Genomic DNA, 14,244 nt, shown 5'->3' on the forward strand with positions numbered 1-14,244 from the left:
ACTCCCTTATTTCCAGGACGGTACGGGAAATCTCCCGTACCGGCTCAATATTAGAATTTCAGTGCGTTAGCGATATCTTCTTCGCTCTCTTCCTGCTCAATGACGCCCTGCGCTTTGTTGGAAATCACCACAAACGGCAGATAGACCAGGGTGGACACGGCAAGGTTGAACAGGGCCAGCAGCAGAGCGGCTACGCTACCGTTGGTGTTAAAGAAGGCGCCTAAACCGGTCGGCATGGTCCACGGCGCGATATTGGTAATCGGCGGGATGATGCCCAGGGTATAAGCCGTCATGGTGATAGCCGCCAGCAGAGGCTGAATCAGAATGAAGGGGATAAACATCACCGGGTTCATAATGATCGGCAGACCGAACAGGATTGGCTCGTTAATCTGGAAGATGCCTGACGGCAGCGCCAGTTTCGCCACCTGACGATGATCCTCACGACGTGAAGCGATAAAGATGGCGATGATTAAGCCCAGAGTCGCGCCGGTACCGCCAAGGAAGATGTAGGAATCCAGCATCGGCTTGGCCCACATATGGAAGCTCTTACCCGCGGCCAGCGCGGCCTCGACGGAACCGTACTGCTGGTAGGTTGCAATGTTTTCCAGCGCCCACGGCGTCATGATTCCGCTATCCAGCGCTGACAGCGCCAGCGACCCGTGTACGCCGAAGAACCACAGCAGCGAGGTGAAAATGACGTATGCCCAGCCTACGACGGCGCCCATTGAAGCCAGCGGCGTGGAGATAGTGTCCATGATGATCTGGTGGAAGTTGGTCCCCCAGTGGGTCAACGCCCAGGAGATAATCCCCATAATCGAGAGGATGATAAAGGCCGGGATGACCGCAGAGAATGAACGGGAAACCGAAGCCGGCACGCTGGACGGCAGCGTAATCACCCAGTTGCGATGCACGATAAAGGTGAACATCTCGGCAACGACCAGCCCGATGACAATACCAGAAATGATATTGGCGCCGCCTAACCAGTTTGCGCCCACGGCGTAGGCTTCACCGACGCTATAAGGCGTGACGGTCATAAATGCCGCAACGGCCAGTAAACCGGCGGCCATCGGGTCTACTCTCCGCTCCTCAGCTAAAGCGGAGCCAATAAAGAAAGGCGCCATGAGCGACATAATGCCAAGCGTACCGTTATAAACGTTACCGCCGATAGCTTTAAAACCGTTAAGCGTTTCTATTGTAGACGCATCCAGACGGATGCCCATTGAATAAAAGAATGAGCCGTCGCCAAAGCTCAAAAATACGTTGTTAATTAAAACAAACATCGCCCCGGCTAGCGTCAATGGCATTAACTTAATAAAGCCGTTTTTAATTGCATTGACGTGGGGCTGCCTTCCTATTTTGACGGCAAAAGGCAGGAGTACCTTTTCAAGCGAGTCAATCACTTTACTCATAATAAATACCCTTTAAGGCCGCAATATAGTCACTGCGGCAATGATAGATGAAATTACTCTTTGACGGGAAAATAAACTCTGGGTATTTCGGACAGCGAGCAGCTAAAACACACCCTCACGAAATTCTAACCGCTGCTATCCGAAATATGTCGAGTTTTAAAATAAAATTATTGTGCAGCAGCTTTCTTAATGGCCGCAACGGCCGCTTTCAGAACACCTAAACCATCGATCTTACCGTACAGAACAGAATCAATGACTTCTACGGGTTTATTTGGCAGTAAACGCTGAATGTCCGGCAGCATATAGGAAATTTGTGGGCCTAATAATACGACATCCGCATCAGGTCCTTTTTCACCGGCTAAGGTCTCCGGAAATGCTTCAATAATCACCGGCACTTCATACTTCTCGGCCTGGGCACGCATTTTCGATACCAGCAGTGATGTCGACATCCCAGCAGAACAGAACAGGTAGATATGTTTCTTTTCCATGAACGCTTCCTCAATTTGTGTGACCCGGTCCTCTCTGCATCATTGATGCCTGAGAGGCGGTAAGAGATGTTTCTTTGAATTAGTATTGTTTATGCATTGAGTATACGGCATCGATCGACAGCAGGATAATTCCTCCTTGAACAGAATTGTCTCTCATTGACCTCGCGTTTTGACTGCCTTCACATTTCCCTCAAATAATTCGCGCAATTAAATAAGCATCAGAACTCATAAAAAAACCCGACCAATGGTCGGGCTTTCGTAGGAATCAGCACTATGGCGGGGCGTTACTTACTGTTGCGTGGGTCGGTATCGTACTCGGCGCAGGTCTGATAACCAGAATTCATCACGCGGCCGGTTTCATCCAGCGCAACGAAGTAGGTTTCAATTTTACCATCGCGTTGACCCAGGATATATGTCTGGCAGGTACCGCGCGCGTGGATCATGGTGACTTCTGATGAAGGCTTACCGGCAATTTGCGCAACCTGCGCGCGGGTCATGCCTTTCTTAACGTCTTTAACCACGGGTTGAGTAAACTGATCTTTCGTACGGTCGTAGGCCGTACACCCTGCCAGCAGGGTCAATACTGCTGCTGCGCCCAGAAATCCTGCAAAATGCTTGTTCATATACCATCCTCTTTTTTTTGGCGTGTTAATAAGCCTGGAATAAATATCGTTATTTTTCAAGCCGAAGGTGGAAATGAAGCGAAATTAAGAGCTTTCCAATAATAAATCCCCTCTTGTTGAGGTTGCCTGCTTTTGCTTCACTCAAAATTGTGATCCTTGTCGTTTTACCGGCAAAGAGGTAGGTTAAACCACTGCTGATTGGCAAACAGATTCACTTCCCGGAGGGCGCAATGACGCTACAACAAGAGATTATTCAGGCGCTGGGCGCAAAACCCCAGATCGATGTCGAAGCCGAGATACGCCGCAGCGTAGACTTTTTGAAGGCCTATCTTCAGAGATACCCTTTTATTAAATCACTGGTCCTCGGCATCAGCGGCGGCCAGGATTCAACGCTAACCGGTAAATTGTGTCAGTTAGCCATCAACGAGCTGCGTGCCGAAACCGGTGACAGCAGCCTGCAGTTTATTGCCGTGCGCCTGCCCTACGGCGTGCAGGCGGATGAGCAGGACTGCCAGGACGCTATCGCTTTTATTCAGCCGGATCGCGTATTAACGGTCAATATCAAAGGCGCCGTGCTGGCCAGCGAACAGGCGCTGCGCGAGGCCGGGATTGAACTTAGCGACTTTGTTCGCGGTAACGAAAAAGCCCGCGAGCGCATGAAGGCGCAGTACAGCATCGCCGGAATGACCCACGGCGTCGTGGTGGGTACCGACCATGCGGCGGAAGCCATTACCGGATTCTTCACCAAATACGGTGATGGCGGTACGGATATTAACCCTATCTTTCGCCTTAACAAACGCCAGGGCAAACAGCTGCTGGCCCAGCTAGGCTGCCCGGAGCATCTGTATAAAAAGCTGCCGACCGCCGATCTTGAGGACGACCGCCCCTCCCTGCCGGACGAAGTGGCGCTGGGCGTGACCTACGAAAATATCGATGATTATCTGGAAGGCAAAGCGCTGGATGAGAAAATTGCGAAAACGATTGAAGGCTGGTATTTGAAAACCGAGCATAAACGCCGACCGCCGATTACGGTCTTCGACGACTTCTGGAAAAAGTAATTCGCCTCTCCCCCTCCGCCCCGACCCGGTTCGGGGCGATTTTTTATCCTTTTCGCCTCTTCCTTCGACTGCTATACTGGATAAATAACCAGCACCAGGAGCAAAAGTGGCAAGAAGGCAATCCGCCCCGCGTCTCGAATTTGAAGCGGCGGCAATTTATGAGTATCCCGAACATCTGCGACCGTGGCTTGAGGCTTTGCCCAGGCAGCCGGGGGTGTATCTGTTCCACGGCGAAAGCGATACCCTACCGCTCTATATCGGGAAAAGCGTGAATATCCGCAGCCGGGTGTTGTCGCATCTGCGCACGCCCGACGAAGCGGCGATGCTGCGCCAGTCCCGGCGCATTACCTGGCAACGAACGGCGGGAGAGCTGGGCGCACTCTTATTAGAGGCACAGCTCATTAAAGAACAGCAGCCGCTATTCAATAAGCGTCTGCGGCAAAACCGACAGCTATGTTCATTACGCCTGGCTGACGCCCGTCCGCAGGTGGTGTACGCCAGCGAGCTGGATTTTTCCCTGCAAAGCGATCTCTATGGTCTTTTTGCCAACCGCCGCGCGGCGCTGCAGGCGCTGCAAAAAATTGCCGACGAGCATCGCCTGTGCTACGGATTAATGGGCCTCGAGCCGCTCAACCGCGGGCGGGCCTGCTTTCGTTCGGCGCTCGGCCGCTGCGCGGGCGCCTGTTGCGGAAAAGAGAGCGTTGAAACACACCAGCAGCGTCTGGTCGACAATATGCAAAAGATGCAGCTGGTATGCTGGCCCTGGGCCGGGGCGATCGCGCTGGAAGAGAGCAGCGAGGATATGACCCAATACCACATTATTCAAAACTGGCTTTGGCTTGGCGCGGTAGAGTCTCTGTCGCAGGCGTCATCACTCACGCGCCTGTCGGCCAAATTTGACCATGACGGTTATAAAATATTGTGTAAGCCGTTGCTCAGCGGCCGCTATAAGCTCCATCCTCTGTGAGGCGAATGTCAGCCCCGATGCGCTATCGGGGCAATTACCAGCCGCCCCCGCCGCCGCCGCCCGAGCCGCCTCCGGATGAACCGCCTCCGGAGGAACCGGAGCCGCTGTAACCTGAACCTGATGATGAACCGCTCCCTGAACCGCTATCCGGCGTTGACATAGAGGCGGTTCGGCAGGCTTCGCTGAAGTGGTGGACGCTTCCCCAGTCGGCGCCGGCAAACGCATGCGACACGGCGCCTGTACTACTCAGGTAGTGGGCAAAGGTATTTGCCCATGTTTTCCCTACGCCAAGCGCCAGGGCAACCGGCAGCAGCGCTTCAAAATGGGAAATCATCTGCTCGGGCGGATAGATAATCTGATAACGATGCTTTTCGGCGGTGCCCAGATAGCGCATCAATCCTTTCGCGATAGCCAGTTCATCAAGCCCGCGCTGCGTATAGCGAGGCGTTTTCCAGGCAACGAAAACGCACAGCACCAGCGCGGCAATAAGCGCGCCAATGTATCCTGACGGAAGCTGGGTGATGGGCAGTATACCAAAGAGAAAAATCCCGCCTCCCAGCGTCGCGAAGGGGCCGAAGATCGCCAAAAAAAAGAGCGGCACCGGCCCCCAGGCACGCCACATTTCCCGCGGGCGGCATATAAAGCGCAGCAAACAGGCGAGCATCGCTCCGCCAATCAGCATAAAAACCGCGGCCGGTATCGTCAGCAGCGCGGCCTCCGTATTAACCCAAAGACCGCAGGCTACCGGCACCAACAGCGCAATGTAGATGCAGCGCCGCAGCGGCTGCCCCCATTTGCGAAATAATTTATCCCGCTGCGCTTCACAACGCTTTTCCTGCTCTTCACGCGCTGTCTGCATCGATCGCTGATGGGCCTTGCTGAGATCGATATTTTTTTGTTTACCTTTAAAGAGCGTACTTAATAGCTGCCTGTCATCATAGTTTAATTGCCGGTTTCCCTCGACGGGCAAACGGGTCAGCCGCTGTTTTACGCCGGCGTTCGCAAGCCACGGGTTAGGGGTGTGTTGACTGTCCCCGCTGACCGCCATTCCGCGTTTAGCCACCAGCGCTAATAAATCGCTACTAAAAGCCACATCATCATATTTACGCCGGGTGATAAAACGCAGGTAGCCGGGAGACATGCCGGGAGGCGGCGAATAAAGCGCAACGACCGGCGGCATTTTTAGTCCGGCTTTGGTGACGTTTTTTCGCCACCACATCAGGTAATAAGCGGCCATCAGCAGCAGAGGTAGCCAGACCACGCTGGTTTTTAGGGTGGGGATAAGGAGATGCACCAGCGGCAAAGCGGCCTCCGGCGCCGGAGCGTCGGCAAGGATCGACCGAGGCCAGGTATAGACAACGGTCAGCCCCTCCCCCCGCGCCAGAGGCCGCAGGGTGCGTACGCTACCGTCAGGAAGCACCTGCGCGTTGTGTTCTTTCGCCCCTGCGACGCCGGTATAAACATCAAGCGATCGCACTCTGGCGTCCTTAGCGTCGGCGTTGAGATTTCCGGCGGCGTCCGGCAGTTCAAGACGAAAGCTGGCCTTGCTGATAGGCCACGCCCAGTCATTGCCCGTCACGTTCCAGTAAAGCTCATCCCATTCGGGGAAGCGGCTGAAATGGTTGCTGATTTGATAGCGAATCTCGTAGTTATAGATCCCTGGTTTCAGGACCCGTTCGCCGCTGCCTATGCGTACCGTCAGGTTTTTTTCCGCTTCATCAAGGCTAAACGGCTCAGGCACGCCATCGCGCAACACCGACTCAATCGCGTAATACACGCGAAAGATCTTGCCGTCCTGGCGGTTCCAGGTCAGGGGCAGCGTACGGAAAATCCCCCGCCGAATCTGCCTGCCCAGAGAAAGTACTTTGATATTTTCCCGCATCTCCATGCTACCGTCCGGGTTAAAGCGCGCCCGGGCATCGAAAGAGAGGATATGTTCATACGCTGGAATAGCGTCAGCGGGAAGCTGGGAAGCATCCTTGATGATGATCATGTCGCCGGCGGCAAAAGCCGCGCTGATGTTCAGAAGCAGCAGCAGGACGAGGGTACGCAGCCCCCGAAAAAGTAAATTCGCCATTTAATCACGCCATTCGCGGTGATTTAGCTTCTTCTGGTGAGTCCAGCTCGAAGAAAACTTCCGTTTGAAAATTAAACAGTCGCGCCAGCAGCAGGCTGGGGAAAGACTCGACCAGGATATTGAAATCGCGCACCGTACCGTTGAAGTAGCGGCGAGCCATCTGCAGCTGCTCTTCTATTTCGCTGAGAGATTGCTGTAAGGCAAGGTAGTTTTCGCTGGCTTTAAGTTCCGGGTACGCTTCGCCAAGCGCGAAAACGCGCCCTAGCGTACCAGAGTACTGGCGTTCGCTGTCGGCGATCTGTCGGGTGCTGCCGACCAGTTCGCCGCGCTGGCGGGAGATCTCTTCCAGCAGTTCTTTTTCATGCTGCGCATAGCGTTTCACCAGGCTCAGTAGATTCGGCGCCAGGTCGTGGCGACGCTTAAGCTGTACGGCAATGCCGCTCCAGGCTTCGTCCTTGAAACGTCGCAGGGAGATAAAGCGGTTATAGGTCATCACGACCCAGATGAGGACGACAACGAGGACGGCGAGGCCGATATACATTTCCATATGCAAGATCCATGAGCAGAGTAGGCTTTAGACCAGGACACCAGAGTCCGTGGCGATGGCACTCATACTGGCACATTCGTCCCTGCCGGGTAAATCAGCTTGTCGCTACAGATAAAGAAAAACCGCCGGTCCTGCCCAAAGCCTGTTGGCGTTATTGGGCAAGACCGGCGGTCTTAAGTCAGCGCGCTGAGTTATTCAGCAGGTGCAGGCATTTTACCTTCCGGCGCTTTACGATCTGTCAGATGCTTCTCAAAATTGGCATTGAACTGCTTTTTCTGTTCCGGCGTCAGAATGTTGTAAATCTTATTCTGGGTTTCCAGACGAGCCAGCGCCATCTCTTTATGCTGGGCTTCCATCTTATCAATCTGCGCTTCCGCTTTTGCCTTATCGAAGGTATCGCTGGCTACCAGCTCATGCATCGCGCGGCGCTCATCCAGGGACGGACGCTTCATGTTGTCGCGCTGGCTCTTCATAATGTCGCGGATTTGCGTTTTCTGCGCATCGGTCAGGTTCAGCCCTTTAAACATCATTTCATGTGGGCCCGCAGGTCCGCGCTTATGATGCATCATCGGCGCGTTATCGGTTGGGGTTGCAGTAGCGTCAGCCGCGTGGGCCAGGTTAGCCGCGCCCAGAGCCAGAGTAGAGGCAACAAACAGTGCAGTAATCTTCTTCATAGTTCAATCCTTACTTTGCGTTATTCTTACGGCGCGTTGCCGTGTTGACGAGATTAACTTTACGACGTTTATCGTCAATTAATCAGAGCAAGCGTAAAACATTGAAAGTGTAAAAAACATTTTCTCGCCAATTATGGAGAAAATAAGGAAAATGAGGGGATAAATGCAATAAAAAATAAATAAGCAACTGTTTTAATGGGAAATTATGAAGATTATAAATCAGCGGAGATTAAAAACAAAGCATTTAACCAGGAATAATCTGCAATCAATGGACAGAGCACGAAAAAATAAGATGGCTGCGGAAAAATAAACGCTGAAATAAATGCCGCCGCCCGGACGGGCGACGGATTCACCGGAAGCGCTCCAGCATGAGCCCGGCGCGCTGGCCGAAGGCGACGCTGGGGTTGGGAAACAAAACGTACTCTTGCTCCCTTTCCACTATGTAGCGGGTATCGCCATCCTCAGCAAGCAGCGTCCCGGCGGCAAACGGCGTAAAGTTCAGCGTCTGCGCCGACATATGCAGCCGGAAACTGTCGCTGCTGCGGGTAATTTGCTGTACCACCCTGTAGCGCAGCGGCGCGTGCGCCTCTTCCGCCGCCACTTCTCCCGCCAGCAGCAGCGACAGCGCGCGTTGAGTCGTCGCGAACAAGCGCAGATCGTTTTCGCCAAAAGGTAGCGCCTTGCCGAGCTCCAGCGTGCAGGAGCGCGCGCCGAAGCGTTCGCAGCTGAAATGGGTAAAAGTCCCCCCAGGCTGCTGATGAAACACCAGCGCCTCCAGCCCTGCCGCCCCTAACCAGCGCAAAAACGCTTCATCCCACGGCGTATCCCGCGCCGGCAGGACACCAAAGCGGGTATGCAGCGAACCGCGTATGGCGGTATGTAAATCCAGGTGCCAGCGCTCGCCGGGCGTCCCGGCATAAAATCGCGCCAGCGCATGCTCCAGCTGCCGGGCGCGAACGGTTTCATCGCTGGCGCTAAAAGCGCGCCATCGCTCGCCGAACATCCGGTTGATATCGCTGTGCATATAGCGCTTGTTGGCCCGCAGCGCCGGAGGGTTACCAAAGATCGCCAGCAGCCGCCAGCGGAGCGGTATTTCCCCACGAAACAGCTGCCGCAGCAGTAAATCGGTGATTTCGACCGGCGCGGTTTCATTGCCGTGAAGCCCGGATGACAAAACCAATGACCGATCGCAGGGTTCATGAGGAATGAGCTGCAGAATACCGCAGTCAATCCAGTGCCAGCGGAAATGCGCGGTTTGACCGTGGAAATGGTGGGGCAGACGCCCCGCCAGAGTAAGAGCCAGAAAGTCGTCCACGACGCCTCCTTATTGCTGAAACGGATACACTGAGCCCAGGCGCAGGATTTGCGTTAAGCGGTCGAGCGCCTCGCGGCCTTCGCGCAGCAGTTGCGGATCCGCGAGATCAACCTGGGTCAGGCGATCGCGATAGTAGCGGTCTACCCAGTCATCAAGGGTGGCGAACAGCGTATCGTTCATCATGACCGCCGGATTCACCGCCTGTCGCTCGTCCTCCGTCAGCACCACCCGCAGCCTCAGGCAGGCAGGGCCGCCGCCGTTGGCCATGCTTTCGCGCAGATCGTAAACCTGTAGCTCATCGATGGGGTTATCGCCCTCCACCAGCCGGTTCAGGTAGCGCCAGACGCCCGGGTGTTCCTGCGCTTCCAGCGGCAAAATCAGCCGCATCCCGCCTTCTTCTTTGCTCAGCAGCTGGCTGTTGAACAGATAGGTCGCTACCGCCTCTTCAACCGAAACCTGACTCGCCGGCACCACCAGCGGCGTAAAGCCGGAGACCTGCTGCGCCAGCTGCTGCAGGAGCTGCGGCTGGTCAACAAACGCCTGCTCGTGGCAAAACAGCACCTGCTGATTGCTTACCGCAATCACATCGTTATGAAACACGCCTTTATCAATCACCGCCGGATTTTGCCGGGCGAAAATCACCTGCCGGGGATTGACCTGATTCAGGCGGGCGACGGCCTGGCTGGCCTCGAGCGTCTGCCGCGCCGGGTAGCGCAGCGGATTATCTTCGCCCCCCTGCTGGCGGCCGTAAATAAACAGCTGCACGCCGGGCGCGCCGTAGTCGCCGCCGAGGCGGTTGTGGTTTGCCGCCCCTTCATCGCCGAACAGCGATACCTGGGGCAGCGCGCCGTGTACGGCAAACCGCTGCTCATCGGGGAAAATCGCCCGCAGCAGCGCTTCGGTGGTCGGCGCTTCGCTGGCGCGATGGAATTTATCGTTCAGGTTGGCGACGGTCAGATGCACCCGGCCATCCAGCGAATCGGCCGAGGGGGAGACCGTGGCGGCGTTAGCCACCCACATCGATGACGCGGAGCTGACCGCCGAGAGCAGTTCCGGCGCCTGGCGCGCCGCCTTTTCCAGCACCTGCTCATCGCTACCGCTAAAACCGATCTGCCGCAACAGCGGAATGTTTGGCCGCTCCTGCGGCGGGATCAGCGCCTGCGGATAGCCCGCATCCGCCAGCGCTTTCATTTTTTTCAGCCCCTGCTTTGCCGCCAGCTGCGGGTTCGACACCCGATAGCGGTGCTTCGTCGAGGCTTCGTTGCCGAAAGATAAACCCGCATAGTGGTGGGTCAGGCCCGGCAGCCCGTCAAAGTTCACTTCCCGGGCTTTCATTGTGATGTCTCCTTACGGAAATTCAGCCCGGGGCTGAGGGTTGCCGGCAGCGCCAGCTCCGGTGATTCGAGACTGGCCATCGGCCAGGCGCAATAGTCTGCGGCGTACCACGCCCCCGGCCGGTGGTTACCGGAAGCGCCGGTACCGCCGAACGGCGCGGTGCTGGCGGCGCCGGTTAAGGGTTTGTTCCAGTTAACGATCCCGGCCCGCGCCTCCAGCAGCAGTTGGTCGAATTTGTCGCGTTCGGCGGAGATCAGCCCGCAGGAAAGCCCGAAACGGGTCGCGTTAGCGAGGGCAATCGCCTCATCGAAATGGTCATAGCGCCAGACGCAGAGCAGCGGCCCGAAGACCTCTTCGTCGGCCACCTGCGCCACCGCGCTCATCTCGATAATACCCGGCGTCAGCAGCGAGGTTCCGGCCTGCAGCAGGCGCGGCTCCAGCAGGGTTTTTCCGCCGCTGGCCACGTGGGCCAGCCAGGCCTGATGTACCTTTTGCGCGGCCTGCGCTGAAATTAACCCGCCGAGGAACGGCTGAGGTTCAGCGTCCCACGCGTCGGGAATCAGCGTTTGTGACACCGTCACAAGCCGCTGAAGAAACGCATCGCCGGCCTCGCCGCGTTTTACCAGCAGCCGGCGCGCGCAGGTACAGCGCTGTCCGGCAGTAATAAACGCCGACTGAATGGTCAGATGGACCGCGGCGTCGATATCCTGTGGGTCATCGACGATCAGCGGGTTGTTGCCGCCCATCTCAAGAGCGAGAATTTTTTCCGGCTGCCCGGCAAGCTGGCGATGAAGTTGAAAACCCGTCGCAGAGCTGCCGGTAAATAGCAGGCCGTCGATGTCCGCCTGGCCGCTCAGCGCTTCGCCGGTTTCCCGCCCGCCCTGGAGCAGGTTAAGCACGCCCGGCGGCAGGCCGGCTTCGGCCCATAGCTTCACCACCGCCTCTCCGCTTTGAGGCGTCAGCTCGCTGGGTTTGAATACCACGGTATTTCCCGCCAGCAGCGCCGGAACGATATGCCCGTTAGGCAAATGTCCGGGAAAATTGTAGGGGCCAAAGACCGCCAGCACGCCGTGCGGCCGATGGCGAAGCGTCGCCTCTCCGTCCGCCATCGCGGTCTGTGCTTCCCCCGTACGGCTATGATACGCGTTCACCGAAATGGCGATTTTGTTGATCATCGCGGTAATTTCCGTTGCCGCTTCCCAGCGCGGTTTGCCGGTCTCCTGGGCGATAATCCGGGTTAATTCGCCTTTATTTGCTTCCAGTAACGAAGCAAATTTTTCCGCTATCGCTTTCCGGGCGGCAAACGGCTGACGCGCCCACGCGGGAAACGCCGCGCGCGCCGCGGTGACCGCCAGCGCCACCTGCCCGGCATCGGCATCGTTGCCCTGCCACAGCAGCGCCTGGCTTACCGGGTTATGTTTACTACGGGCCGGGCCGCGACCGCTTTGCCAGTCGCCGTTAATCCATAAACTCATGATTTTTTCTCCTCAGGGCACAGACGAACCAGGCGAATCTGGTCGCCGGGGTGGCATTTCAGGGCATCCAGCTCGCGCGCGCTTAGCACCAGGCGGTCGCTCTCCGGGTCGGCGTGAACCAGCATGGCGCGAAACTGCTGGTACTGCTCATTAGCAACCAGACAGGCCGGCCACTCGCCCGGCGCGGGCTGGCCTTCGACGACGGTGACCAGCCGGCTTTTGCGAATGGCCCGCACCCGGTCAATTTCGCACTCCAGCGTCGGGCCGCCGTCGAAGATATCGACGTAGTTGAGATAGCGAAATCCCTCTTTCTCCAGCACCGCGCGTGCCGGCGCGGTTTGCGGATGGACCTCGCCGATGACCGCTCGCGCTTCGTCGCTTAAAAAGTCGATATACAGCGGGTGCTTCGGCATCAGCGCGGCGATGAACGCCTTCTGCCCGGTGCCGCACAGGTAGTCGGCGCGGGAGAACTCCATCGCGAAGAAGCGTTTCCCGAGACTCTCCCAGAACGGCGAGTAGCCGTGTTCGTCAATGACGCCGCGCATTTCCGCCACGACCTTATCGTTGAAGCGTTCGCGAAAGGCGGCCATAAACAGAAAACGCGATTTCGACAGCAAATAGCCGTTGCCCTCTTTACGCCATTTTGGGTCCAGGAACAGCGTACACAGTTCGCTGCTGCCGGTATGGTCGTTACTGAGAAACAGCGTCGGCAGGGCGTTGTAGACGTTAAGCTCTTTCGATGCGTGCACCTGGGTACCGACGCGATAGTTGTACCAGGGGTCGTTAAGCCCCACGGCCACCTCAATGGCGCAAATTCCCGCTACCGCGCCGCTGGCGCAGTCCTCAAGAACGAACACATAACCCTGCTCGCTTTTCGGCAGCTCGCCGCGCCAGGTCATCTGCGAACGTTCAATGCGCGCGGCCAGCGTGGCTTCATCGGCCGGCAGCGACGTCAGGCCGCCGCCGGTCTCGCCCGCCAGGGTCATTAGCCCCGGCAGATCGCCTTTTTCTACAGGACGGATCACCATCATGATGAGACCCCCGCGAGAAAGCGTTTGCAGGCCAGTTCGAAGCGATCCAGCCCGGCGTTGATCTCTTCTTCGCTGATAATCAGCGCCGGAGCGAAACGCACCACGTTGGCGCCGGCGATCAGCATCATCAGCCCCTCTTCCGCCGCCTCATTACTGATGGTCTTCGCCTTGCCGGCATATTCATCCTTCAGCACGCAGCCGATAAGCAGCCCCAGGCCGCGAATCTCTTTAAACAGGCCGTAACGCGCGTTAATCGCGTTGAGCCGTTCGCAGAACCATTGATGGCGCTGCTTAACGCCGCTGAGCACTTCGCGAGTGTTGACGATGGCAAACACTTCTCCCGCCACCGCGCAGGCCAGCGGGTTGCCGCCGTAGGTCGTGCCGTGGGTGCCGACGGTCATCACGCTGGCGCAGCGCTCCGATGCCAGCAGCGCGCCGATCGGGAAACCGCCGCCCAGCGCTTTCGCGGTGGAAAGCACGTCCGGCGTCACGCCGTAGTGCATATAGGCGTACAGCTCCCCGGTACGGCCGACGCCGGTCTGGACTTCGTCGAAAATCAGCAGCGCGTTGTGCGCATCGCACAGCTCACGCAGGCCGCGCAGGAAGTCCGCATTCGCAGGCACTACGCCGCCTTCACCCTGCATCGGTTCAACGATCACCGCGCAGGTATTGTCGTCGATCAGCGCCTTTGCCGAATCGAGGTCGTTATAGATGGCGTGCTGAATCTGCGGCGGCAGCGGCGCAAAATCCTGCGAATAGGCCGGCTGGCCGCCAGCGGAAACGGTAAACAGCGTGCGGCCGTGGAAGGCATTCTTGAACGCCACGATGCCGCTTTTCTCACTGCCGAAACGATCGTGGGCATATTTGCGCGCCAGTTTTAGCGCCGCTTCGTTGGCTTCGGCCCCGGAGTTACAGAAAAAGACCCGGTCGGCAAAAGTGGCGTCAATCAGCTGCTTAGCCAGACGCAATACCGGCTCATTGGTATAGCCGTTACCGGTATGCCAGAACTTTTCCGCCTGCGCGGTCAGCGCTTTAACCAGCCGAGGATGAGCGTGACCGAGGGCGTTCACCGCAATGCCGCCGGCAAAATCGATATACTCTTTTCCCTGCTGATCCCACAGGCGTGCCCCCTCGCCGCGTACCGGAATAAAAGCCGCTGGCGCGTATACAGGCATCATCCATTCATCAAAGTTGCTACGCGTAATTGACTGAGACATATCGACCTCTTCCGGTAAATAAAAAGTT

Annotated in this window: 13 protein-coding genes; 2 read left to right on the forward strand and 11 right to left on the reverse strand. The window is 57.0% G+C overall.

Annotated elements, in window-relative coordinates; genetic code table 11:
- Positions 1-50: 50 nt before the first annotated feature.
- The 3 genes from chbC to osmE form a co-directional block, all read right to left on the reverse strand.
- The gene (gene chbC, locus ABLU67_RS03315) at positions 51-1,409 is read right to left on the reverse strand and encodes a PTS N,N'-diacetylchitobiose transporter subunit IIC (RefSeq protein WP_004850089.1); all 1,359 of its coding nucleotides are present in this window, start codon (positions 1,407-1,409) and stop codon (positions 51-53) included.
- 167 nt (positions 1,410-1,576) lie between these two features.
- Positions 1,577-1,897, reverse strand: coding sequence for a PTS N,N'-diacetylchitobiose transporter subunit IIB (chbB, locus tag ABLU67_RS03320; protein WP_004101340.1), 321 nt, complete (start codon positions 1,895-1,897; stop codon positions 1,577-1,579).
- A 284-nt stretch (positions 1,898-2,181) separates the two neighbouring features.
- Positions 2,182-2,520, reverse strand: coding sequence for an osmotically-inducible lipoprotein OsmE (gene osmE, locus ABLU67_RS03325; RefSeq protein ID WP_004850085.1), 339 nt, complete (start codon positions 2,518-2,520; stop codon positions 2,182-2,184).
- A 230-nt stretch (positions 2,521-2,750) separates the two neighbouring features.
- On the opposite strand from osmE, the gene nadE reads away from it, so the two are divergent.
- Positions 2,751-3,578, forward strand: a complete 828-nt coding sequence (gene nadE / locus ABLU67_RS03330) for an ammonia-dependent NAD(+) synthetase (RefSeq protein WP_004850083.1) — start codon at positions 2,751-2,753, stop codon at positions 3,576-3,578.
- A gap of 106 nt (positions 3,579-3,684) precedes the next feature.
- Positions 3,685-4,545: an excinuclease Cho gene (gene cho, locus ABLU67_RS03335; protein ID WP_032749480.1), complete on the forward strand. Its 861-nt coding sequence runs from the start codon at positions 3,685-3,687 to the stop codon at positions 4,543-4,545.
- 34 nt (positions 4,546-4,579) lie between these two features.
- On the opposite strand, the gene ABLU67_RS03340 is transcribed toward cho, so the two are convergent.
- From ABLU67_RS03340 to ABLU67_RS03375, 8 genes are all read right to left on the reverse strand, one after another.
- Positions 4,580-6,622, reverse strand: a complete 2,043-nt coding sequence (locus tag ABLU67_RS03340; protein WP_348852158.1) for a DUF2207 domain-containing protein — start codon at positions 6,620-6,622, stop codon at positions 4,580-4,582.
- Positions 6,623-6,626: 4 nt separating this feature from the next.
- Positions 6,627-7,169, reverse strand: coding sequence for a LemA family protein (locus tag ABLU67_RS03345; protein ID WP_014228982.1), 543 nt, complete (start codon positions 7,167-7,169; stop codon positions 6,627-6,629).
- Positions 7,170-7,360: 191 nt separating this feature from the next.
- Positions 7,361-7,843 (reverse strand): ATP-independent periplasmic protein-refolding chaperone Spy, encoded by a 483-nt coding sequence (spy, locus tag ABLU67_RS03350; RefSeq protein ID WP_014228981.1) that lies wholly within the window; start codon positions 7,841-7,843, stop codon positions 7,361-7,363.
- Between the two features lie 349 nt (positions 7,844-8,192).
- Positions 8,193-9,158, reverse strand: a complete 966-nt coding sequence (gene astE, locus ABLU67_RS03355) for a succinylglutamate desuccinylase (RefSeq protein WP_014228980.1) — start codon at positions 9,156-9,158, stop codon at positions 8,193-8,195.
- A 9-nt stretch (positions 9,159-9,167) separates the two neighbouring features.
- The gene (gene astB, locus ABLU67_RS03360) at positions 9,168-10,493 is read right to left on the reverse strand and encodes an N-succinylarginine dihydrolase (RefSeq protein WP_348852159.1); all 1,326 of its coding nucleotides are present in this window, start codon (positions 10,491-10,493) and stop codon (positions 9,168-9,170) included.
- Entirely contained in the window at positions 10,490-11,968 is a 1,479-nt protein-coding gene (gene astD, locus ABLU67_RS03365; RefSeq protein WP_047724036.1) for a succinylglutamate-semialdehyde dehydrogenase, read from the reverse strand. The genes astB and astD overlap by 4 nt, the downstream gene beginning before the upstream one ends.
- The gene (astA, locus tag ABLU67_RS03370; protein WP_014228978.1) at positions 11,965-12,999 is read right to left on the reverse strand and encodes an arginine N-succinyltransferase; all 1,035 of its coding nucleotides are present in this window, start codon (positions 12,997-12,999) and stop codon (positions 11,965-11,967) included. The genes astD and astA overlap by 4 nt, the downstream gene beginning before the upstream one ends.
- Positions 12,996-14,216 carry an aspartate aminotransferase family protein gene (locus tag ABLU67_RS03375; RefSeq protein ID WP_348852160.1) on the reverse strand — a complete coding sequence of 407 codons (1,221 nt, stop codon included), beginning with the start codon at positions 14,214-14,216 and terminating at the stop codon, positions 12,996-12,998. The genes astA and ABLU67_RS03375 overlap by 4 nt, the downstream gene beginning before the upstream one ends.
- Positions 14,217-14,244: the final 28 nt, after the last annotated feature.

The organism is Klebsiella sp. GN_Kp190 (genome assembly GCF_040061795.1).
Classification (GTDB): domain Bacteria; phylum Pseudomonadota; class Gammaproteobacteria; order Enterobacterales; family Enterobacteriaceae; genus Klebsiella; species Klebsiella michiganensis.

Excerpts from the sequence above, each read along its gene's own strand:
- chbC (WP_004850089.1), bottom strand. The coding sequence starts at position 1,409 with ATGAGTAAAGTGATTGACTCGCTTGAAAAGGTACTCCTGCCTTTTGCC.
- chbB (WP_004101340.1), bottom strand. The coding sequence starts at position 1,897 with ATGGAAAAGAAACATATCTACCTGTTCTGTTCTGCTGGGATGTCGACA.
- osmE (WP_004850085.1), bottom strand. The coding sequence starts at position 2,520 with ATGAACAAGCATTTTGCAGGATTTCTGGGCGCAGCAGCAGTATTGACC.
- nadE (WP_004850083.1), top strand. The coding sequence starts at position 2,751 with ATGACGCTACAACAAGAGATTATTCAGGCGCTGGGCGCAAAACCCCAG.
- ABLU67_RS03340 (WP_348852158.1), bottom strand. The coding sequence starts at position 6,622 with ATGGCGAATTTACTTTTTCGGGGGCTGCGTACCCTCGTCCTGCTGCTG.
- ABLU67_RS03345 (WP_014228982.1), bottom strand. The coding sequence starts at position 7,169 with ATGGAAATGTATATCGGCCTCGCCGTCCTCGTTGTCGTCCTCATCTGG.
- spy (WP_014228981.1), bottom strand. The coding sequence starts at position 7,843 with ATGAAGAAGATTACTGCACTGTTTGTTGCCTCTACTCTGGCTCTGGGC.
- astB (WP_348852159.1), bottom strand. The coding sequence starts at position 10,493 with ATGAAAGCCCGGGAAGTGAACTTTGACGGGCTGCCGGGCCTGACCCAC.
- astD (WP_047724036.1), bottom strand. The coding sequence starts at position 11,968 with ATGAGTTTATGGATTAACGGCGACTGGCAAAGCGGTCGCGGCCCGGCC.
- astA (WP_014228978.1), bottom strand. The coding sequence starts at position 12,999 with ATGATGGTGATCCGTCCTGTAGAAAAAGGCGATCTGCCGGGGCTAATG.
- ABLU67_RS03375 (WP_348852160.1), bottom strand. The coding sequence starts at position 14,216 with ATGTCTCAGTCAATTACGCGTAGCAACTTTGATGAATGGATGATGCCT.